Genomic DNA, 21,689 nt, shown 5'->3' with positions numbered 1-21,689 from the left:
TCGGCCGGTGTCTGCGCAGTATGGGGACCGTGCCGGGTCGCCATCGCATGCGTAGAGACTTTCGCGGAGCAGGCGCCATCGCAGCAGCGGTGGCGCTTGTCCTCGTCGTGGGTGGGTCGTGGTTTGGGTATCAGGAGCTGGCGGGCAACCGCTGCACCGGCGAGGTGAAGCTTGCCCTGGCGGCTCCGGCCGAGATCGCACCAGCTGTCCGTTCCACCGCCGACAAGTGGGCCGACGAGGGCGGTGACGTCGACGGCACCTGTGTGACCGTCGCGGTCGCCGAGTCCAATCCGGTCGACATGGCGGCGGCGGTGGCCGCCGACCATGGTGTAGGCCTTGCCGGCGTCGGCGGGGCCAGCGGCACCACGGTCATACCGGACGTCTGGGTGCCGGACTCCTCCACCTGGCTGGTCCGCCTCAAGGCGGCAGCTCCCGGCTTCACGCCGACCGACGGCGCCTCGATCGCGCGCAGCCCGGTCGTGGCAGCGATGCCGGAGCCGGTGGCCGAGGGCTTCGGCTGGCCGGAGAAGAAGGTCGGCTGGACCGACCTGCTCCAGAAGGTCAACTCCGACGCCACCGTGCGCACCGGCATCGTCGAGCCGACCCGCGACGCGGCCGGCCTCTCTGGGCTGCTGTCGCTGGCGTCCGCCGCCGGCAATGCCCAGGAGACGCGGGTCGCGGCCCTGCGGTCGCTGGCCACCGGCCGGTCCGCGCTGCGCGACGATCTGCTCGCCAAGTTCCCGCAGGCCGCCGACGCGTCCTCGCTGGCCTCCGGTCTGAGCGTCGCCGCGCTGTCGGAGAAGGACGTCATCGCGTACAACGCGAAGCAGCCGCCCGTGCGGCTGGCCGCCCTGTACGTGGAGCCCACCCCGACGCCGCTTGACTACCCGTTCGCGATCATGCCGGGTATCGACCCCGCCAAGGTCGCCGCGGCGGACGCGCTGCACAGGGTGCTCAACACCGCGGGCTTCCGTGACCAGCTCGGCACCCAGGGCCTGCGCGCCCCCGACGGCACGTGGGGCTCCGGATTCTCGCCGCCGACCGGGGCACCCAGCCCGGCCGGCATCCCGCCCTCGCAGAACGCGAACCCGGGCGGCTCGGCCGCGGCCGGCCTCGACGCCGGTGCGGTCGAAGGAACGCTGGCCACCTGGACGGCGGTCACCGCGCCCGGCCGGATGCTTGCGGTCATGGACGTGTCCGGCTCGATGCTGGCGACGGTGCCGGAGGCCAACAACGCCACCCGGATGCAGGTGACGCTGGCGGCCGCCGAGCGAGGTCTGGCCCTCTTCGACGACTCGTGGGCGCTGGGCTTGTGGATCTTCTCCACCGAGCTTCAGGGCAGCCGGGACTACCGCGAACTGGTGCCGATCGGTCCGCTGAGCAGTGGGCGCGACCGCGCACTCAATCAGCTGCGGCAGATCACGCCCAAGAGGAACGGCAACACCGGCCTGTACGACACGCTGCTCGCCGGGTACAAGACGGTGCAGGACGGCTGGCAGGCCGGCCGGATCAACTCCATCGTGATGTTCACCGACGGCAAGAACGAGGACGACAGCGGGATCAGCGAAGGCAACCTGCTGAACACCCTCAAGGACCTCAACGACCCCAAGCGGCCGGTGCAGGTGATCATCCTCGGTATCGGCGACGGCGTCGACCAAGGCCAGTTGGAGCGCATCACGAAGACGACCGGCGGCGGCGTCTTCATCGCCAAGGATCCGACGAAGATCGGCGACATCTTCCTGAAGGCTCTGGCGCTGCGCCCGGCGGCTCCTCGGTAACGCCCAAACGGGGCTCTTACCTGGCCATTCGGCTTGTTTGACGGCATGAACTGACAGGTTTCCGTCGGAAGACCCACGGGGCGACGGGGGTGCGCGAAGATAACGTGGTCTTCCGGCCCGGGCGCTCCCCGGCGACCGGATAACGCGTCGACAAGAGCAAGCTGGGGGAGGGCTGGTGACGTCGGCGACTCTCCTGACGCCCGCCAGGGTCGGTATTGAGTCCACATTGGAGACTCCGGCTGCGCGTGTACGCGCCCGGATGCGCGCTTACGCCCGCGCGTTGATGCTTGTCGATGGCACCATCATCGCGTTGGCGGTGGTCGCCGGATACTTCGGGCGGTTCAACTTCACGCTCGAGCCGTTCGGTGGCGCCCTGCCGTACGGCTCCGAGATCCCGTACGCGGTGCTGTGCCCCGGTCTCGTGCTCGCCTGGCTCGCCAGCCTGAAGGTGCTGCGCTCCTACGACGTCACGGTGCTCGGGTACGGGGCGGACGAGTACCGGCGGGTCACCTCGGGCAGCCTGCGCCTGGCCGGCGCGGTGGCCATCCTCGCGTACATCGCGGGCGTCGGCGTGGCCCGCGGCTTCCTGGCGCTGTCGTTCGCGGGCGGCACGATCGGCTTGGTCGCGGGGCGGTACGCGGTTCGCAAATGGCTGCACCGGGCCCGGTCCCGGGGCATCAGCTGGTCGCGCCGCGTGCTCGTCGTCGGCGACGCGCCCCACGTACTGGAACTGGTGCGCACGCTTCGGCGGGAGCCGTACGCCGGGTACCACGTCGTCGGCGCGTGCATCCCCGACGCGCTGCTCGCGCCTGTGCCGCAGCGGCTCGGCGACGTGCCGGTGGTCGGCTCGTTCCGCAGCATCCTGGAGTCGGCCGCCGCCACCGGCGTCGACACCGTCGCGGTGACCGCCTCCGGCGAGCTGACCGCCGCCCGCCTGCGCCGGCTCGGCTGGCAGCTGGAGGGCACCAACATCGACCTGGTACTCGCACCCGCGCTGACCGACGTGGCGGGCCCGCGCATCCACACCCGACCCGTCGCCGGGCTGCCGCTGATCCATGTGGAAGCGCCCGAATTCCGGGGCACCCGCAAGCTCGTCAAGGGCTTCGTCGACCGGGCCAGCTCGGCCATCGCCCTGCTGCTGGCGATGCCACTGCTGGTCGTGATCGCGATCGCGATCAAGCTCGACAGCAAGGGGCCGGTGATCTTCCGTCAGATCCGGGTCGGGCAGGGCGGCCGCGAGTTCGGCGTCTACAAGTTCCGCACCATGGTGGTCAACGCCGACGAGATGCTGGCCAAGCTGGCGACCCGCAACGAGCACGACGGGCTGCTGTTCAAGATGCGCAAGGACCCGCGGGTCACCCGGGTCGGGCGCATCCTGCGCAAGTACTCCCTCGACGAGCTGCCCCAGCTCATCAACGTGCTGATCGGCGACATGAGCCTCGTCGGGCCACGCCCGCCGCTGCCGTCCGAAGTGGCCCGTTACGACGGCGACATCGCGCGGCGGCTGCTCGTCAAGCCGGGCATCACCGGGCTGTGGCAGGTCAGCGGCCGGTCCGACCTCTCGTGGGAAGACGGCATCCGGCTCGACCTGTACTACGTGGAGAACTGGTCGTTGGCCTCCGACGTGGTCATCCTCTGGAAGACCGTCGGCGCGGTCGTCGGCAGCCGGGGAGCCTATTAGCCGATCGGGGCCCAGTCGAGACAGACCGCCACGGCGTCGTCGATCAGGTCGCCGCCGACGAACGTCCGCAGGTCTGAGAGCAGCGACCGCACCGCCTGCAGCGGCGCCAGCCCGCGGGTGCGGCGCACGAACTCCACCAGCTTCTCGTCGCCGTACCGGCCGGTGTCGGAGATCGCGTCGAGCACGCCGTCACTGACCACGAAGAGCCGGTCACCCGCCGTGAGATGGAAGCGCTGTTCCTGGTACATGGTGTCTTCGAACATGCCGAGCGGGAACTGCGCCACCAGCTCCTGATCGATGACCTCACCGTCACGCAGGATCATCAGCCTGGGTGAGCCGGCGTCGACCGCGGTGACCAGCCCGGTCGCCAGGTCGAGCTGGAGCAGCAGGGCCGCCGCGTGCTGGGTGCCGCCGTGGTAGGCCCACACCGCCTGATCGGCGAGTGCCGCCTGGTCGCCGAGGTCGAGCCCGCCCCGGCGTGCGTTGCGCAGCGCGTTGGTCGCGAGGCTGGTCAGGGCTGCCGCGGCGACGCCCTCGCCCATCCCGTTGAGCGTGGTGAGGTACACCCGGTCGGCGTCGTCGGCCCAGTCGAAGCTGTCGCCGCGCACCGCGTACGCAGGTTCGAGCTGGCCCGCGAGGCTGAAGGCGGGCCGCACGCGGCTGCGGCCGGGCAACAGTTCCCACTGCATTTCCGCGGCCAGGCTGAGCCGCCGGCTCCGGGCCGCCACCGTGTACCGGTCGGTGCTGGCACGCACCGCCGACAGCTCGTGGGCCAGCATGGTGGCGATCTCGGCGAGTTCGGCGGAACGGTCGGTGGCCGGATGCAGCCGGAGCACGCCGAGCCGCTCGCCGCGCATGGTCACCGGCAGATAGCGCGCGCCTCCGTCGACGACTTCCGCCTGCTCGTCGAACGAGTGCCACGCCGGGTCGTCCGTGCTGGTCAGGGCCGCACCACCCGCCAGCGGCAGGAGGGCGGCGAGGCGATAGTCGACCTGATACAGCTCGACGTCAGCGATCCTGTAAGCCTTGCCCAGGTGGTCAGCGAGGCACTCGACCAAGAGGTGCGCGGGTGCCTCGGCGAGTGCCCGCCGTGCCTCCGCAAGTCGCTCTTGCATCGCCCTCACCCCCAGCCATCCTGCCCCATACAGGAGTAGTGTCGGCTCCACCATGTCCGGAAACCATGGGTCGGACGGGCCGGACCAGAGTATCGCCGCCGCCATCGACGAGGCGGCGGATGCGTTGCTGGGCGTATGGGAAGCGAGCCGCGAGCAAGCTTCCAGCCGGCTTTCCGGTTCGCAGCTGCGTGCGCTGCTCTTCGTCGAGCGCGAAGAGGGCATCAACCTGCGCGGGCTGGCCACGGGGCTCGGCATGATCCTGTCGTCGGCGAGCCGACTCTGCGACCGGCTGGTCGCCGCCGGTGTCCTGGAGCGAGAGCCGGGCCGGGCCGACCGCCGCGAGATCGCCCTGCACCTGACCTCGGCCGGGCGCGCGCTGCTGGGCGAGCTGCGCGCCGACCGCCGCGCCCGGCTCGCCTCGGTGCTCGGCGGCATGAGCGAAGCCGGCAGGGAGGCGCTGCTACGCGGCCTGCGCGAGTTCGACGCCGCCTCCACGGAGGCTACGGTTGGTGTCCCGCTTCGGTGACCGCACGGGCGAGCCAGCGGGCGGGATGGTCGCGGATCTCCCGTACCACCGCGCCGGCCGCACCGACCGAAGCGGCGTCGGCGCCGAGAAGCGACCGGCGCACCACCACCGGCGACCACGCCGCGGTCAGCACCCGGCGTTCGACCTCGACCTCGACGGCCGGGCACAGCCAGCGGGACAGTGGGGCGTAGACGCCGCCCAGTACGACGGTGTCGAGGTCGAGCACGTTGACGACACCGGCGACCGCCACGCCGAGGGCGGTGCCGGCGTTCGTGAGCGCCTCGCGTGTCGCGGCGTCGCCGGCCTCGGCCCGCCGCATCAGCTCGTCGGTGTCCGCCGCTCCGGCCGCGCGCAGGATGCCCTCCTGACCCGCGTACTGCTCAAGGCAGCCCCGGGCGCCGCAGCGGCAGGTCGGGCCGTCCGGGCGCACCGCCACGTGGCCGAGCTCGCCGCTCCAGCCGCGGGCACCCCGGTAGAGGGCGCCGTTCAGCACGATGCCGGCGCCGATGCCGATCTCACCGGACACATAAAGGAAGCTGGCCGGACCGGGAGGCCCGGCGTGCAGCTCGCCGAGGGCCGCGAGGTTGGCCTCGTTGTCGACGGTGACGGCGAGCCCTTCCAGGCCGAGCCCATCGGATACGTCGACGTCACGCCAGCCGAGGTTTGGCGCGAGCCGGACCAGGCCGCTGGCGTCCACCAGACCGGGCACCGCCACCGCCGCGCCGGCCACCTCGACGCCCTCGCGCTCCGCGTCGGCGCGCGCCATCGCGGCCAGCCCGGCCAGTTCACCCAGTACCTCATCAAGTCGACGAGGGCGCTGGTCGGCTCGGCGTACACGATGATGCCGGACCGCCCCCGCGAGATCGACGACGCAGGCGGCGAGGTAGTCGATGTTGATCTCCAGGCCCAGCCCCGCTGGGCCGTTCGCGGCCAGCACGAGCCCAGCCGCCGGTCGGCCCGCGCCCGCCCGCGGCGCCGGACCGACCTCGGCCAGCAGCCGGCCGGTGATCAGGTCGTCGACCAGGGCGGACACGGTCGCCCGGGTGAGCCCCGTGGCGGCGGCGATGTCGGCCCGCGACGGCGGCCGGGGCGCGCTCGCGACCTGCCGCAGGACCAGCCCGAGGTTGTGCTCGCGCAGCGCGCCCTGCCGCACGGGAGCATCCCTCATGGCCTTGACAGTGTCACAGCAGCGGCAAATAATTCAACCGTTGAACAAATCATAGACGCGTCCCGGAGGTCACGATGAGCGTCCAGCCCACCCGCGCCGACAAGTTCTCGTTTGGCCTCTGGACCGTCGGATGGCAGGCCCGCGACCCGTTCGGTGACGCCACCCGTGCGCCCCTCGACCCTGTAGAGGCGGTGCACAAGCTCTCCGAGCTCGGCGCCTACGGGTTGACCTTCCACGACGACGACCTCGTGCCGTTCGGGTCCGACAGCGCCACCCGCGACGACCACATCGGGCGGTTCCGCAAGGCGCTCGACGAGACCGGCATGGTGGTGCCGATGGTCACCACCAACCTGTTCACCCACCCGGTGTTCAAGGACGGCGGCTTCACCAGCAACGACCGCTCCGTGCGGCGCTACGCGCTGCGCAAGGTGCTGCGCAACCTCGACCTGGCCGCCGACCTGGGCGCACAGACCTTCGTCATGTGGGGCGGCCGGGAAGGCGCCGAGTACGACCACGCCAAGGACGTGCGAGCCGCGCTCGACCGGTACAAGGAAGCCGTCGACCTGCTCGGGCAGTACGTCATCGACCAGGGGTACGGGCTGCGCTTCGCGATCGAGCCCAAGCCCAACGAGCCGCGCGGCGACATCCTGCTGCCGACCGTCGGGCACGCGCTGGCCTTCATCTCCAACCTGGCGCACCCCGAGCTCGTCGGGCTCAACCCCGAGGTCGGCCACGAGCAGATGGCCGGGCTCAACTTCGCCCACGGCATCGCCCAGGCGCTGTGGCACGGCAAGCTCTTCCACATCGACCTGAACGGCCAGCGGGGCATCAAGTTCGACCAGGACCTCGTCTTCGGGCACGGTGACCTGCTCAACGCGTTCGCGCTGGTCGACCTCCTGGAAAACGGTGGACCGGCGGGCGGGCCCGCGTACGAGGGGCCGCGGCACTTCGACTACAAGCCGTCCCGCACCGAGGACTACACCGGCGTGTGGGAGTCGGCCAAGGCCAACATGCGGATGTACCTGCTGCTCAAGGAGCGGGCCGCGGCGTTCCGGGCCGACCCGGAGGTGCAGGAGGCGCTCGCCGACGCCCGGGTGGCCGAGCTGACCAGGCCCACCCTGGACGAGGGCGAGACCTACCAGGACCTGCTGGCCGACCGCTCGGCCTTCGAAGACTTCGACGCCGACGCGGCGGGCGAGCGGGGCTACGGCTTCGTCCGCCTCAACCAGCTCGCGGCCGAGCACGCGCTCGGCGCGCGCTGACTACGGGAGGGCCCGAGATGCTGGTCGCCGGCGTCGACTCGTCCACCCAGTCCTGCAAGGTCGTCGTCCGTGACGCGGAGTCCGGAGAGCTGGTCCGCGAGGGGCGGGCCAGCCACCCGGACGGCACCGAGGTGCACCCCGACGCGTGGTGGGCGGCGCTCCAGGAGGCCGTCGCACAGGCCGGCGGGCTCGACGACGTCGCCGCCGCGGCGGTGGCCGGGCAGCAGCACGGCATGGTCTGCCTCGACGAGCACGGCGAGGTCGTCCGGCCGGCACTGCTGTGGAACGACACCCGCTCGGCGGGTGCCGCCAACGAGCTGATCGAGGAGTTCGGCGGCGGCCAGGCGTGGGCCGACGCGGTGGGCCTCGTACCGGTGGCCAGCTTCACCATCACCAAGCTGCGGTGGCTGGCCCGCAATGAGCCGGACGCCGCCGACCGCACCGCCGCCGTCTGCCTGCCGCACGACTGGCTGACCTGGAAGCTCGCCGGCGCGCCCGGGCTCGACGCGCTGCGCACCGACCGCAGCGACGCCAGCGGCACCGGGTACTGGTCGGCGGCCACCGGCGCGTACCGCCTCGACCTGCTCCGGCACGCGTTCGAGCGGGAGCCGGTGGTGCCGGTCGTGCTGGGCCCGACCGAGCCGGCGGGCGGGCTGCCCTCCGGTGCGCCGCTCGGTCCGGGGGCGGGCGACAACGCCGCCGCGGGGCTGGGCGCCGGTGCCCTGCCCGGCGATGTCGTGGTCTCCATCGGTACCTCCGGCACCGTCTTCAGCGTCGCCGACACCCCGGCGGCCGACCCGACCGGCATCGTGGCCGGATTCGCTGACTGCACCGGGCGGTACCTGCCGCTGGTGTGCACGCTCAACGCCGCCCGGGTGCTCGACGCGGCCGCCGCGCTGCTCGGCGTCGACCACGAAGAGCTGTCCCGCCTCGCGCTGAGCGCACCAGCCGGTGCCGACGGGCTCGTACTCGTGCCGTACCTGGAGGGCGAGCGCACCCCCAACCGTCCACTGTCGACCGGCTCCGTGCACGGGCTCACGCTCGGCACCTCGACACCGGCGCACCTGGCCCGGGCGGCCGTCGAGGGCATGCTGTGCGCCCTCGCCGACGGGCTCGACGCCCTGGTGGCGCAGGGCTCCACGGTCAACCGCGTGGTACTGGTCGGCGGCGGGGCCCGGTCCGAGGCGGTGCGCCGCATCGCGCCCGAGATCTTCGGGTGCCCGGTCGTCGTGCCGCCGCCAGGCGAGTACGTCGCCGATGGGGCGGCCCGGCAGGCGGCGTGGATCGCGGTGGGCGGTGCGGAACCGCCGGCCTGGACCGGAGGCGCGGCCCCGCAGTACGACGCGAAGCCCGCGCCGCACATCCGGGAGCGGTACGCCGCGGCCCGCGACCACATCCTGGACAGAGTCGCCTGACCCGGCCGTATAGGGTGGTGCCGTGGTCGACCGGTGGGAGGCGGAACTCATCGCGGCGCCATGGGTCAACCAGGACGTTTCGGTTGGCGTGGCCCGCGATTACGAGGTGCACGAGTTCGACCTGGGGTACGTCTTCTCGCGGGTGCTGCCGATGGGCTCGGCCGAAGACGTGGGCTCCGGGCGGATCGTCATCGACAAGGAAAACGGCGAGCTGACGTACTGGCCGTCCTCCCCGATCCCGGAGGTCGCCGAGCAGTACCGGGCGTTCCGTCTTGAGACGCCGGCCGCGCCGCTGAGCTGGGATCCGGTGGTCCGGGCACGTCACGACCGGGTGCGCGCTTCTTTTCCCGTCGACGTCACCCACCTGGGGCTGCGCCGCGGCCGCATGCGGATGGCGCAGACGATGAAGGGAGACGGCACTCCCAACCTGCACCCTCTGGTGCGGGAGTTCCTCGACGACCTGCCCGTGCGATACCGCGAACGCGGCAGCGACCGGTGTGCCGAGGTGGCCGCGCTCTCCGACGCCCTGCACGCCGAAGACGCCCGCCGCGCGCTGTCCGGCGAGGCGCCGATCTCCCTCGACGATGCCCGCACCGGCCTGCTGGGCGGCGCCGACCTGGTCACGTACCGCGTCCGCGAACCCGGCGACCCCAGCGGCGGGCAGCCCACGTCGCCGTGCGTGTCGTGCCAGGCACTGCTGCTCCACTTCGGCTTTGCCCTCCAGCCCCCTTCGGAGGACGCCGTATGAGGGGGCGCTTCGCACCCGACGTCGAGGCCGCGCTACGCGACGCCGGCTGGCATCCTGGCCGCAAGCTCGACGCCGAGGTCCTCACCGAGATGCGGCGCGCGGTGTCCGCGCAGAGCGGCGTCTTTGGCGGCAAGCTGACCGTTTCGTTCGCCGCCGATCCTGTACTGGCGGAGTTCGGTGGCCTGGTCGTCGGTGGTGACCGGGAAGGGCTGCAGGTCAGCCCGCGCCCGTTCGCCATCGACCCGACGATCGCCGCGCACAGCGTCGAGACGCTCATCGACGCCGGTCGCGCACTGGGCACCCGGCTCTACCCGATCGGCGTCGAAGGGGACGACGAGGCGGTGCTCGCCATCGCAGACACCGGTGCGGTGATCGCCATCGACCCTGTCGGCGAGTGGCTGCTCGGCGACACGTTCGACGAGGCCCTGGAGACGCTCGTCACCGGCCGGGCGCCCCGCCTGCTCGGCACCGGCGGCATCCACCAGCCCGACTGGCTGCCGCCGCCGCCCGATGAGCTGGCGCAGGGTGACCTGCTTCCGCAGTGGGGCTTGAAGCGTCCGATCGGTGCGGCCTTCTACCTGCCCCGCACCCCGGCAAACCTGCACTACGTGCTGCTTCCCAGCCTGCTCAGCAGGATCGGCACCGTGCCTCGGGTCACCGACACCGCCCCTGGCACGTTCTGGGTGGAGTGGGGCGGGCACAGCTGCGAGGTGCGGCTGCTCGACCTGGTTGAGAACTGCACGGTGCTCGTGCTCGCCTTCGAGCAGCACGCCTACCGCGAGCGGGATGGTCAGGAGGTCCAGGAGGCATTCCGCAACGCGTGCGCCGGGCTCGCGCCCGACCTGGACGCGGCCTTCCTGCATGTGCGACGCGTTCCCACCTTGCTGCAAGCGGTGGTCGACCGGGCGTACGACGTGGTGACCATCGACGGCGACGCGCTAGTCGAACAGGGCTTCGAGCTGCTGTACCTGACCGACAAGATGGACTATGGGGTGGCGCCCCGTGACGAGTTGCCGGTCGCCGGCGGCCACCTCTTCGCCGGGTCGCCGTGAAAGGCACACTTGCGGACGTCTGGGGTAAGCACCGCCGCAAGCTCGTCAAGGCGCTGCACCGCTCCGACCGCGACCGCTTCGACGCGCTGGTGCTCGACCTGCTCGACCTGGCGCTGCACGGCCAGCCGCCAACAGCGCCGTGGCACCCGACGATCATGCGGATCGGCGTCGACACCGCGCTCACCCTCGCCAAAGAGGCACCGCCAGACCCAGAACTGCTGGCCGCCGCGGTCGCGCTGCCCTGGTACGACAACGGACTGCTGGGGCCGCGGTCACCGCTGTCGGCGCGGGGCCGCCCGCTCGACTGGACCGCGGCGATGGTGCTCGCCATGGCCCCCGCCGGCCTGCGCGGAGAGATCGAAAACGACGGTTACGTCCGGCAGCTCGCCGCCTTGCCGCCACTGCTGCGCGCCACCGCGATCCTCGAACGCGCCTTCGCCGGCGCCGCGCAGCAAGGCCCCGGGATGCCCCTCGGGCCCGCGCTGGCGTTCAACGACGCCGAGGTGGCCGCCCTGTCCACGGGCATCCCTCCCACGCTCCTCCCGCCCGGCGGGCTGCCGCCCGGCCCACCACCCGAGCCGCTCCCACCGCCCGTCGGCAGCCCAGCCGAGGCGATCGAGCTGGTGCGCAAGCATGCGAAGGAGCCGTTCGGCTCGCACCGGTTATTCGTCGAGGGCGACCCCGGGTTCGTGGTCACCGGCACCGAGCTGGTGTACCAGGTGCGCTGGGACGTCCCGCCTTCAGCGATCCGGCCGCTGGGCGGCCCGATCACGTATCCAGGCGACACCGAGACCATCCGGTACGACGAGCCGGGCTGGATCGTCGACCGGGTAACCCGCGAGGTGCACCCCGTCGACCTGGCCGGCTCGACGCTGGAGCGGTACGTGTCGGCCCGCCGCATCTTCCCGCTCCCACCGGGATGGCGGCTCGAAGCCCGCCCGCCGGTCCCAGAGGGGCTGGTCGCCATGCTGCCGCTGTCGGCGGTCGCGACCGTGCAACCCATGCTCGGCCAGGCGATCGCCCGGTACGCGGCGGTGCTCGCCACCGAGTCGTGGCCCGACTACCTGGTCGCGTGGCGAATCGCGTGCGAGACGGTGGACGCGCTGCTGACAGCGGGGTACGGCGACCCGGACACCCTGACGGCGGGGCTGCTCGCCGCACAGGGCCCGGCCCCGACGGACACCGTGGTGGACGAGACGTCGGCCCTGTGGCACACGCTGGCTGGCCAGTACGCGTTGGCCGCCCGCCCGGCGCCCGGCGAGACCGACGCCTCCGGCGCCGCACGCCGCGCTGCCCGCCTGGCGTCGGCGTCGCCAGAGGTCCGGGCGGTCGCCGTGGCTAACGCCGAGGCCCGCCTGACCGTGGAGACGGCCCTCTTCGGCGTCGCTCCCGCGTCCCGCGAGGCCGAACTGTCCGCGCTCTCCTGACCTGACGTGAGATCGGTAGAGTCGCCTACGTGGACGCACTCATCGAGTTCTCCCAGACAGGCGATCTGGGGCCGCTCCGGAAGGGCATGACGGCGGTTGAGGTGGTGCAGCTCCTTGGTCCGCCGGACAGCAGCAGGTGGATCCAGGGTGACGACAACGTCCAACGCTACCGATACGGCAGCCTGTCGTTGAGGTTGAGGCGCCGCCTCGGCGACCCCGCCGGTGACGAAAATTTGCTCCTGCATTCCCTCCGCCTGTCCTTCGACCGGCTCCCCTTCGAGCTGCCCGAGCCGGTTGCGAGTCGGCTGGAGCACCGCTGGTTGTCGACGCGCCTTGACGACGTACTGGCTGTGTTTCACCAAGCCAACGCAGTGGCCGTGCTGGACTACGAGTCGGTCAAGGACGGTGAGATCTACCAGCGCTACCGCGTCGGTGAACGGCGAGTGTCACTCAATGTGTTCGACGGGGAAGTCGTCGACATCGAAGGATAGCTGTGGGTCAGTATGGTGGTTCGCGGCGTAGAACGACCATTGAATCCTTGATGTCGGGGTTATCAGGGAAGAGTTGACCGAGCTTCCGGACGATGCGCTTCCCCAGATCATTCAGCTCGGGTGCCACATCGGCGTTGTCCGGGTCCGGGAAGATTTTGCCGCGGCTGATCTGGTTCGGTGCGTTCTCCATGACGGAGTCGTAGAGCCGGTCGAACTCCGCCTGATGGATCACATACAGGTCCACGTCGAAGGCGCGCAGGTCGGCGTGGGCCATGGCCTTGTGCGGTCCGCGCATGCCGTCCTGCATGCTGCCGATATAGCCGAGCGGCTCACCCATGTAGTCGAAACGCGCGACGACCTCGTTGATCGCCGTTCGGTACTCCTCGTATCGCGCACGCCACGCCTGTTCGCCGAGCTCGACGGCTCGATCGAATCCGGCGTCGCGTAGTTCTTCGATCCCGTTCCGCTCGGCCCAGTCGCGGATCTCGCCCAGCATGGCCTCGGTGCGGTCGACGAGCGGCTGCACCCCGGCACGGGCCGCCGCGTCGATGTCCGGTGGGAGCGCGCGCTCTGCGGACGTCGATGGGAAGAACTCTTTGTACATTGCCTTGAACTGCGTCAGGGCGTCCTTCTGGAACTCGCGAATCTGGGGCAGCATCTCACTTTCGAAGCGCTGCCGAAGCTCCGGCGGAAGATGCGTTTCAGCGTAGTAGCTGAAGTTGTCGATGGCTTCGTATGGCGTCCGGAACTCGTCTGACATCGGCAGGAACGAGCGGGCCTTCGAGCTGGCCCCAACCACACTGTCGGGATCAGCCATCGTGGAGACGATGGCTCGGGCGCCGTCGGACATCTCGGCCCACACCTCGTCGCGGCGAGCCTGCGTGGCCGGGTCCGGGTCGGTGCGGTGCTCCGGGTCGAGGATGCCGAGGCGTTCGGCCTGTGCCCGGAACTCGCGGGTCAGCCGCGCGTCCTCCTGCGTCCACGCTTCCCGTTGCGCGGGGGTCGCGTCGGTGCCGTGCTTCAGTTGGTGCTGCACGCGAGCCTGTTCAGTGGCGAGCACATCCAACTGCCGGAGTCCGCCGGCGTCGGGGCGCCCGCCCGTCTCGACGGCGACCACAGTGGTCACTCGATCGACCAGCGCCCGGACGACGTCTTCGCGGCCAATCGTCTCGGAGATCCGGATGACGTGCTCGCCAGCCTGGGAGTCGAAGCGGGAGGTGGTCCAGCCGTCGGCGACCGGGCCGACCTCAAGGCGCATCGCGATGGTGTTGCCATCCGGCGACGAGATACGCAGCGTTTCGCCGCTTACCTGCACCCAGTCGTGCGGGAAGTACGGCCGCACCTCCGCCATCGCGCGGGGCAGGTCGGACCTGACCGCGCCCGCTGGCGTCTCCGGATGGCCGCCGGGCGGCTCCGCGTGCGGCGGGCCGGTGGGCGGGTCGGCGTGCGGTGCACCTTCCGGCGCCTCCGGGCGCGGAGGTGGCGTCGAACCCCCGTCGGGCGGGCGGGGGCCGTCGGGAGGCGGCGGGGCGTCGACGGGGCGGGTGCCGTCGATGACGTGTACGCGGTGCGGCAGCTCGGCGCCCGTCACCGGGTCGTGGATCCGGTGCGCCTCCAGGATCGCCGCCACCTGCGGATCCACGCCGCGGGTGAAGTGGTACTCCAGCCGCGGCGGTTGGCCGTCGAGGTGATGCGCGGTACCGGCCGCGATGGCGCGCAACTGCGTGTCGATCTGCTCGAGGAGCTTGTCGACGTTCTTGCTGCCGGGACCGAACATGTTGTAGTTCTTGGCGTCCCGCCACACCCGCCCGCCGTCGGCCACGACATCGACGTCGGTCTTGAGTAGAGTGCCGTCCGCCCCACGCACCTGGATCGGCAGGCCGACCTCCACCACACCGTGGGACCGTTCGGCCAGGATCAGCTCGCCCTCGACACCCCGGATGTTGTTGCCGTGGCTGAGCGCGTTCTTCACGCTGGGCTTGCCTTCGCCACGTTGCTCGGCCTGCAACGCCTTGACCTCGTCGTCCAGCTTGGACAACAAGCGTTCGGTGCCACGCACCTCCGGGTGGGCGCGTGCGTAGTCCTCGATCCGGCTGCGCACGTCGTCGGCGGCACGGAGCTGGTTGTCGATCTCGTGCAGGACGTCGGGTGGCGGCGGCTGGATCGCCTCCCTGGCGGCCTGCTTCGCCGCCTCGGCCTCGTGTTTGTCGATCAGTGAGTCTTCGAGCGTGCGCCCGTCCTGGACTGCCTTCCGCTCCATGTTGTCGAGCGCGGTCTCCAACCGCTCGCCCGCCTTGTCGTACAACCGCTCGAACTGCTCGCGGGCGCGCTGGTCCTGCAACGCGTCGTACCGGTCGCGCAGGTTCTCGGGCAGGTTGTCGCGGTTGAACGGCTCGCGTGCTGTCCCCGGTGCGCCCGGGTCGGTCAGCCGCTCGTTGCGCAGTTGGCTGTGCCACGCCTCGGCGGCGTCCTGGAACTGGTCGCGAGTGACCCGGTCCTTGGCCGCCTCGGCTCGTTCGGCGGCGGCCGTCTGCTCTGCCGTCTGCGCGTCCTGGCGATGCTGAGCCGCGCGCGCGACCGCGTCGTCGCGGGCCTGGGCGTGCTGGGCGGCTTCGGCCCGGTGCTGCTGGGCCACCTGGGGGTCGACCGGATCCCACTGGCGGGCGCGCTCGGCGGCGGCCGCGCGCTGCTGCTCGGCGGCGTGTGCCGCCTGGGTGTCGCGTGCCGCGTGCTGGCGGCTCGACTCGGCGGCCTGCGAGTGCTGGTTGGCGCGCTGGTCGTGCGCCTCGGCGGAGCGCTGGTAGTGCTCCGCGCCCCGGTACTGGCTGGCCGCCTTCTCCGCTGCTTCGGCGATCCGGTCCTGGTGCTGGGCGCGCCCCTCCTCCAACTGCCGGACGGGGTCGTTCGGCGGGTGCTGAGCGGCCTGCTGCCGGTGCTGCGCGGCCTCTGCCTTCGCCTGGGCGGTCTGCTGGTCGTGGGCGTTCGCGGCCTGGTCGACGTGCTGCCCGTACCGGCCCTCGGCCTGCTGCCCGCGCTGCTCGTGCGCTCGTGCGGCCTGCTCGTGCTGCTGGGCAGCCTGCTCCGCGTAGTGGCGCCGGTTCTCGAAGTTGCTGGCCGCCTCGGTCGCCCGCTGCTGCTGGAGCTCCGCCTGCTGGCGTAGGCCGTCGTGCTCGTGCGCGCGGACGCGGTGCGCGTTGGCCTCCTGCCGAGCATGCTGCGCCTGCTCGCGGTGGTGCCGCTCCATCTGCTCCGCGTGGCGCGCCTGCTCCGGTGTACCCCGGCCCTGGCTCTCCGCCCACTGGCGTGCCGCGGCGTCGTGCTGCTGCGCGAGCTGGTCGTGGCGGTTGCCCTCGTTCCACGCCGCGTCGCGGTCGGTCCGGTGGGTGGCCGCGCGGTTCGCGGCATCCTGTGATTGGTTACGCGCGGCCTGCGCGTCGTTGGCGTGTTGCTGCGCGTCCGCTCGGGCCTTGTTCGCGAGGTCGGTCTGCTCCCGAGCCTGGTCGAACTCGGCGCGGGCGGTGCCGTGCTCTGCGTGTGCGCCCTGTGTGGCGCGCACGTCCGCCGGCTGGTTCGCCAGGTACTCCGGGGTGAGCGGCCGGTCGTTCCAGGTGCCGGCGGGCCGGTCGGCGAACGGCATGGGCCGGGCGTTGCCGTCCACCACCAGCGCGTCCATGGCCGTGATCTGGTTTCGACTGTGGATCGGATTCTGGACGACCTGCCCGGTGTCGGCGTCGACGTACTGCGTGCCGTGCGGCGTGTCGACCGCCGTCACGACGGTCCCGGCCTGCGGGTCGATGAAGTGCACGACGCCCTGGTAGTTGACCGCCGCCCAGGCGTGCGAGCCGCCGCCCCGCCATCCCGTGATGATCGACGCGAAGGAGCCGTGACCGCCCGCCAGCAGCTGCTGGCGGATGCTGTCGAACCCGGCGTCGACTCTGGGCAGCGCCTGCGACGGGTGCTGCCCCGCCACGTTGTTGACCACCGACTGGTACCGGCCACCGGTCAGGTCTTCCATCCGGCCGGGGCCACCGCGCTCACCCGCGAATGGCAGGTGCGGGTTGCCGTCCGAGTACCCGTCGAACGTGCGCGGCGCCGCCACCGTGGGCCGGCCGTGCACGAACGTGTCGAACAGCGCCGCGACGGTGTCGAGGCAGTTCTGGGTGCGCGTCGGGTCGACGTGGAACCCGAACGCGTTGACCAGCTTGAGCCACGGACCCTTCGGGTCGGGCGTGCGCTGATACCCGCCGTTCGGGTCGCGGAGGGCGTTCTCCAGCCGGCCCTGGTCGACGGCCAGCGGGTGCCGTAGGCCGCCGTTCTCCCCGTATGGGCGGTTGGCCCATACGGGCGGCGGGTCACCGCGTCCGGTGAGTGCCGATACGTCCGGGCCGCGGTGGTCGCGGCCGACGAGGGCGTAGCCCTGTTCGAGCCGCTCGTTCGCCCACTTCCACGCCTGCTTGTTCTCGCCGTACAGATCCCGAGTGATCTTGTCAGCGGCGTTGTTGGACTCGGTGGCCTTGGTGCGCGCGTCCTCGGCTCGCTGGTGCGCCTGCTGCGCCTCGGCATCCGCTCGCTGCGCGTCGATGGCTCGCTGGTTGGCGTGCGCCGTCGCCTGGTCGGCCTGGTGGATCAGCCCGTTGCGGTGCGGGTTCGCCGGGTCGAGCTGGTTGGCCCAGTCTCGCAGCTGCTGCGCCTGCTGCCGCGAGTGCGCCTCGTCGGCGCGGGCGGTCTGCGCCTCGGCCTGCCTCGCGGCGACCTCCGCGCGGGCGTGCTGCTCCGCCCAGCGCTGCTGCTGCGTCTCGTACCGGGCCTGGCGTACCCGAGGATCACCCTCGATCGCCTGGGCGATGCGCTCCCGGGCCTGGCGCATCTCCTCGTGGTACTGGTCGCGGACGGCCTGGTCGCGCAGCGCCTGCTCGTGATTGAGCTGCTCCTGCCGGCCGAAGAGGTCGTGCAGGCGGGCCTTGACCCGGTCGATGAGCCGGTTGCGTGGTGTATCGCCAGGATCGGTGCGCCCCGGCCCCGCGTCGCGTACCGGCGCCACCGCACCCGGCTCGTCCGCCCGCGACCCGCGATCCGGCACCAGCGCGTCATCCCGCGCCGCGCCGTCGTCCCGCGCGGCCCCATCATCCCGGGCAGCGCCGTCGTCCCGCCGGGCGCCATCGTCCCGCGCGGGCGCGTCATCACGAGCAGCCCCATCTTCGTGTGGGGGCGCGTCCTCGCGCGCGCGGCTGTCCTGGGCGGGAGCGTCGTCGCGTGCGGCGGTGTCGCGGGCCGCGCCGCTGTCTGCGGTTGGTTCGCTGCGAGTGGGGCCGTCTAGGACGCCCAGGTCCCCCCGTCCGGCCATGTCCCGCTGCGGTGGTGTCGCTTGAATATCCCCATCGCGGCCGACCGGAAGTGGACGTCCTCCTTCCCGTCCAGCGGCCGATCTGTCTGTGTGTCCTTCTGGATGACCAGGTGCCGGTCCATCTCCGGATACCCGAAGATGTACTCCACCTCCTGTTTGTCTTCCCGGACCTTCTCGAAGTACACCAGTATTCCCATGAGATCGATCCCCTCCCCACAGGTTGTCTAGATTCTCCCCGGTCCGTTCCGGGATGTTCCGGCTCCAGTCGTGGAGCGTGTTCGCAAAATCGTGCGCCTCTTTGTACGACGCCCCGGGATGGGCGCGTAGATAGTTCGACTCGGCCAGCTCGTGTTCCAGCATCACGAGGTCCGGTTCCAAGGGTCTTCCCTCGCGCAGCCTGATCCACGCCTCAGCTTGGTCGGGTGAGGCGTCGAACCGTTGGCGGACGTGCCCTCCTTGGTAGTCGTCGAGCAGGTGCTCCTCAAACATCAGGTGCCGCTTGACTTGCTCGATCTCAGCGCGCGTGAAGCCCGTTTCGCCGTTCGATCGCGGCACGTCGGCGAGGTTGTTGGCGATATCGACGACGTCGGCGTCGTTTGCTCGGAACCGGTCGTACGCCCCCTCGGCCCAATCCCACGCTCTGACGTTGTCCCGTGGGCGGATGGACCCGCCGGTCGACGCGTCCTGGTCTGCGCCGTCTCGATCCTGACTGCTGGAGCCGTCGTCGGTGCGGTCATGGCTCGACCCGTCTTCGGCCCGATCCTGGCTGGTGGGCCCGTCGTCGGTGCGGTCCGGCGCGGTGTCGCGGGCCGTGCCGTCGTCGGCGCGAGTGGTATCGCGGCCCGGGGCGTCATCGACACGTGGCGTGTCGCGGGTGGAGGCGCTGTCGCGGGCTGGGGGGCCGTCGGGGGTGGCCACCCGTTCGGGGGTCGTTGCGGGGTCCTGGCGAGGTGCGCCGTCGCGCGTGTTCTCCGGTGCCGCGGAGTCCTCGCGCGCGTCCTCCGGAGAGGAGTCGCGCGGGGTGCCGGCGGGCGCGTCGCCGCGCAGTTCGCGCAGGCGCGCGTCGATGGCGTCGCTGTCCATCGGGCGGCGGGTGCCGGTGGCCTCGTCGACGTGCGTGAAGTGCTGCTCGACGAAGTCGCGCAGCCGGTTGCCGTACGCGTTGAGCCTGTCCGGCGGCGTGTCGAGCGCGCGCTGCACCATCTCGGGGGTGAGCCGGCCGGGACCTGCCTCGCCCCCGCGGCCCGCGGGACGACCGCCGAAGTTGTCGCCGACCGCCCGGCCGAACTGCTGCTCGGCCCGTGCCTCGGAGCGCTGGCGCCACTCCGACCAGCGACTCTCACTGCGCCCGCTGTCGGCGCGGCCGGCATCGGCGCGCTGGCCCGCGTCGGCCCGACCCCCGTCAGCGCGCCCAGCGTCGGCGCGGCCGGCGTCCGGGGGAGCGGTGGCCACGGGATCGCCGCCGGGTGGGTCGCCGCCGTCGCGGGCGCCGACGGGCGCGTCTTCGCGGGTCGCCGGGCCGGTGCTGTCGCCGTCGCGGGCGGGACCACCGTCGTGGGCGAGGGGATCAGGCGCGCGTGTGCCGTCTGTCGCGCGTGGACCATCTACAGAGGACGTGCCGTCGGCGGGCGGTCGGCCGTCGACAAGCGGACCGCCGTCCGGTGAGGAACCGTCGTGCGTGGCGCGGGTCTCCGGCGAGCGGCTGCCGTCCGGAGTGGACCCGCTGTCGGCGCGCGTGCCACCGGCGTCGGCGGTGCTGTGCGGGGTGCCCGCGTCGGCGCGACCTCCGCCCGCATCGGCAGTCGAATGTGGAGCGCCCGCGTCGGCTGTCGAGTGTGGAGTGGTCGCGTCGGTCCGGACAGGGTCGACCTGGGTCGGCTCCGCGCGTACCGGCTCGCCTCGCGTGGCGTCGGGCGGTGGCGCGTCCGCGCGGACCTGTTCCGGCGCGCGGGTTTCCGCCCGCGTGCCGTCGGGCGGCGCGGTGTCGGCGCGGCCCTGGTCGGGCGTGGCGGTCTCGGCGCGCGGGCCGTCCGGCGTGGGCTCGGCGCGCACCGGCTCGCGCGCACCGCCGCCGTCGCTTTCCGTCCGCGTGGTCGACCCGCCGTCGTCCGTGCGCGTCGTGCCGCCGTCGTCGGTCCGCGAGGTGGAACCGTCGCGGGCCGTGCCGCCGTCCTGAGTGGAGCCGTCCTGCGTAGAGCCCGTGTCGCGGGCGGTGCCGCCGTCTTGCGTGGAGCCGGAGTCGCGAGTGGAGCCGGTGTCACGGGACGAGCCGGTGTCACGGGACGAGCCGGAGCCGGATGTCGCGCCGTCGCCGGCCCGGCCCGTCGAGCCCGTGCCGGACGTGCCGCCGGAGCCGGTGGTCGAGGTGCCGCCGCGGTTTCCGGTGCCGCCCTGCTGCCCGCCCTGCTGCTGCGGCGCGCCCTCGGTGAGGTGGCTGGGCGGTGCGAGCGTCTGGGTGCCGGTGCCGGCACCTTCAGCGTGGGCGCCAGCCGGGGCTTCGGCACGGGCGCCGTCGGGCAGCGCGCCCGGCAGGCCGGCGCCGTCGAGGCCGTGCGCGCCGCCGAAGAGGTTGGCGTCGCCGCGCCAGGTTGCGATGTCAGCCCTGAGCCCGGCCCGCCCGTACCCGCCGAAGTCGGTGATCATCGCACCGAACAGCGCGGCAGGCGTCATGCCGTGCTTCATGCCCTCCCAGGTCATGCCGCTGTACAGGCCGTTGCGCTGCGCCCACTCGGTGCCGCCCATGAGGTCGATGAGCCGGTCCCGGCCGAGCTGGAGGGCGTTGCTGCCGAACTGGCCGCCCATGAAGGCGAGGCCGCCCGCGAGGCGGTTCTGGATGCCCATCTGGAGCGGGCCGCCGAGGGCACCGGCGATGAACCCGTCGAAGATCTCGCGCGCGAACCTGTTGCCCCAGTTTTCGGTGAACGGGTCGTGGCCCTCCGCCGCCTGGATGAGCGTGATGCCACCCTTGGTCACGCCCATGAAGCCGGCATACATCAGGCCGCTCCTGAGGGCGGTCCTGGCGGCGCCCTTGACGCCGGCGTCGATGGTGCGGCGGATACCCGCCTTGATGGTCTGCTCCCACATCCGCTGGAGCAGCTTCTTCATCACCTGGATGATCGCCCAGCGGCCGGTGGCCATCGCCCCGGCGCCGCTGATCGCGCCGATGCCAGTCCAGAAGGTGAGTAGCAGCTGCACGAGCGCGATGCCGACCATGATGAGGTTGACGATGGCCATGTAGACGGCCATCTCGATCTCCAGCGCCTTGCCGTGCACGGTCTGCTGGAGAGCGGATATCGCCTCCGTCATGCTGCTGATCTCGTCGAAGTACGCCTGGAGCTGCTGGTGCGTCACCTGCGCGCCGCCGTCGCCCTGCCACGCCTGGAGGTCGGTCAGGTAGGGGCGGATCTCCTCCAGGTGATCGGCGTACAGGTCGGCGGCGCTCTGGTACGCGTCGGCGAGATCGAAGAGCCGGTCGTGGCGTGCCTCGGGAAACATCAGCACGCTCTCGACGAAGAAGCTGCCGGCACCCGGAATCCACTCGTCGAGACTCTGGAAGAACTCCCGAATCTCGAGCAGGATGTCCTGGGACTCGGCCACGCTCACCCTTTCGGTCGGATCGGGTCGGTCGGATCGTCGGGAGTCTCGCCATTGTAAGAGGTCGTTGCCCGGGCGTGGCGCTACC

General features: G+C 71.8%; 12 protein-coding genes. 9 read left to right on the top strand and 3 right to left on the bottom strand.

Annotated features, from left to right (window positions below):
* The first annotated feature begins 47 nt into the window (after positions 1 to 47).
* Both V6V89_RS20995 and V6V89_RS20990 read left to right on the top strand, forming a co-directional pair.
* Entirely contained in the window at positions 48 to 1,778 is a 1,731-nt protein-coding gene (locus tag V6V89_RS20995) for a substrate-binding domain-containing protein (protein WP_334620882.1), read from the top strand.
* A 175-nt stretch (positions 1,779 to 1,953) separates the two neighbouring features.
* A complete protein-coding gene (locus V6V89_RS20990) occupies positions 1,954 to 3,459 on the top strand; it encodes a sugar transferase (protein ID WP_442935189.1) in 1,506 nt (501 codons plus the stop codon).
* Here the strand turns inward: V6V89_RS20990 and V6V89_RS20985 are convergent.
* Positions 3,456 to 4,574, bottom strand: coding sequence for a PP2C family protein-serine/threonine phosphatase (locus V6V89_RS20985; RefSeq protein WP_334620881.1), 1,119 nt, complete (start codon positions 4,572 to 4,574; stop codon positions 3,456 to 3,458). The genes V6V89_RS20990 and V6V89_RS20985 overlap by 4 nt on opposite strands.
* Positions 4,575 to 4,626: 52 nt before the next feature.
* On the opposite strand from V6V89_RS20985, the gene V6V89_RS20980 reads away from it, so the two are divergent.
* A complete protein-coding gene (locus V6V89_RS20980; RefSeq protein WP_334620880.1) occupies positions 4,627 to 5,100 on the top strand; it encodes a MarR family winged helix-turn-helix transcriptional regulator in 474 nt (157 codons plus the stop codon).
* On the opposite strand, the gene V6V89_RS20975 is transcribed toward V6V89_RS20980, so the two are convergent.
* On the bottom strand, positions 5,075 to 6,268 hold the full coding sequence (locus V6V89_RS20975; protein WP_334620879.1) for an ROK family protein: 1,194 nt from the start codon (positions 6,266 to 6,268) through the stop codon (positions 5,075 to 5,077). The two genes, V6V89_RS20980 and V6V89_RS20975, sit on opposite strands and share 26 nt — an antisense overlap.
* A 74-nt stretch (positions 6,269 to 6,342) precedes the next feature.
* Between V6V89_RS20975 and xylA the strand changes: the two genes are divergently transcribed.
* Genes xylA through V6V89_RS20945 form a run of 6 tightly spaced genes read left to right on the top strand, consistent with a single transcriptional unit; the run spans position 6,343 to position 12,663 of the window.
* A complete protein-coding gene (xylA, locus tag V6V89_RS20970; protein WP_334620878.1) occupies positions 6,343 to 7,530 on the top strand; it encodes a xylose isomerase in 1,188 nt (395 codons plus the stop codon).
* A 17-nt stretch (positions 7,531 to 7,547) separates the two neighbouring features.
* Complete coding sequence (gene xylB, locus V6V89_RS20965; protein WP_334620877.1) at positions 7,548 to 8,945, top strand: xylulokinase; 1,398 nt, start codon at positions 7,548 to 7,550, stop codon at positions 8,943 to 8,945.
* A gap of 22 nt (positions 8,946 to 8,967) precedes the next feature.
* Complete coding sequence (locus V6V89_RS20960) at positions 8,968 to 9,693, top strand: YwqJ-related putative deaminase (RefSeq protein WP_334620876.1); 726 nt, start codon at positions 8,968 to 8,970, stop codon at positions 9,691 to 9,693.
* Complete coding sequence (locus tag V6V89_RS20955) at positions 9,690 to 10,745, top strand: SUKH-3 domain-containing protein (RefSeq protein ID WP_334620875.1); 1,056 nt, start codon at positions 9,690 to 9,692, stop codon at positions 10,743 to 10,745. Before V6V89_RS20960 ends, V6V89_RS20955 begins: the two co-directional genes overlap by 4 nt.
* Entirely contained in the window at positions 10,742 to 12,172 is a 1,431-nt protein-coding gene (locus V6V89_RS20950; RefSeq protein WP_334620874.1) for a hypothetical protein, read from the top strand. The genes V6V89_RS20955 and V6V89_RS20950 overlap by 4 nt, the downstream gene beginning before the upstream one ends.
* Before the next feature lie 29 nt (positions 12,173 to 12,201).
* Positions 12,202 to 12,663 carry a hypothetical protein gene (locus V6V89_RS20945; RefSeq protein ID WP_334620873.1) on the top strand — a complete coding sequence of 154 codons (462 nt, stop codon included), beginning with the start codon at positions 12,202 to 12,204 and terminating at the stop codon, positions 12,661 to 12,663.
* 7 nt (positions 12,664 to 12,670) lie between these two features.
* Here the strand turns inward: V6V89_RS20945 and V6V89_RS20940 are convergent, their stop codons facing one another.
* Positions 12,671 to 21,604 (bottom strand): toxin glutamine deamidase domain-containing protein, encoded by an 8,934-nt coding sequence (locus V6V89_RS20940; protein WP_334620872.1) that lies wholly within the window; start codon positions 21,602 to 21,604, stop codon positions 12,671 to 12,673.
* Positions 21,605 to 21,689: the final 85 nt, after the last annotated feature.

It is taken from the genome of Micromonospora sp. CPCC 206061, assembly GCF_036906915.1.
In the GTDB taxonomy this organism is placed as follows: Bacteria; Actinomycetota; Actinomycetes; order Mycobacteriales; family Micromonosporaceae; genus Phytohabitans.
This window is presented reverse-complemented; position numbering and strand designations above follow the sequence as displayed.

Excerpts from the sequence above, each read along its gene's own strand:
- V6V89_RS20955 (WP_334620875.1), top strand. The coding sequence starts at position 9,690 with ATGAGGGGGCGCTTCGCACCCGACGTCGAGGCCGCGCTACGCGACGCC.
- xylA (WP_334620878.1), top strand. The coding sequence starts at position 6,343 with ATGAGCGTCCAGCCCACCCGCGCCGACAAGTTCTCGTTTGGCCTCTGG.
- V6V89_RS20995 (WP_334620882.1), top strand. The coding sequence starts at position 48 with ATGCGTAGAGACTTTCGCGGAGCAGGCGCCATCGCAGCAGCGGTGGCG.
- V6V89_RS20975 (WP_334620879.1), bottom strand. The coding sequence starts at position 6,268 with ATGAGGGATGCTCCCGTGCGGCAGGGCGCGCTGCGCGAGCACAACCTC.
- V6V89_RS20985 (WP_334620881.1), bottom strand. The coding sequence starts at position 4,574 with ATGCAAGAGCGACTTGCGGAGGCACGGCGGGCACTCGCCGAGGCACCC.
- xylB (WP_334620877.1), top strand. The coding sequence starts at position 7,548 with ATGCTGGTCGCCGGCGTCGACTCGTCCACCCAGTCCTGCAAGGTCGTC.
- V6V89_RS20980 (WP_334620880.1), top strand. The coding sequence starts at position 4,627 with ATGTCCGGAAACCATGGGTCGGACGGGCCGGACCAGAGTATCGCCGCC.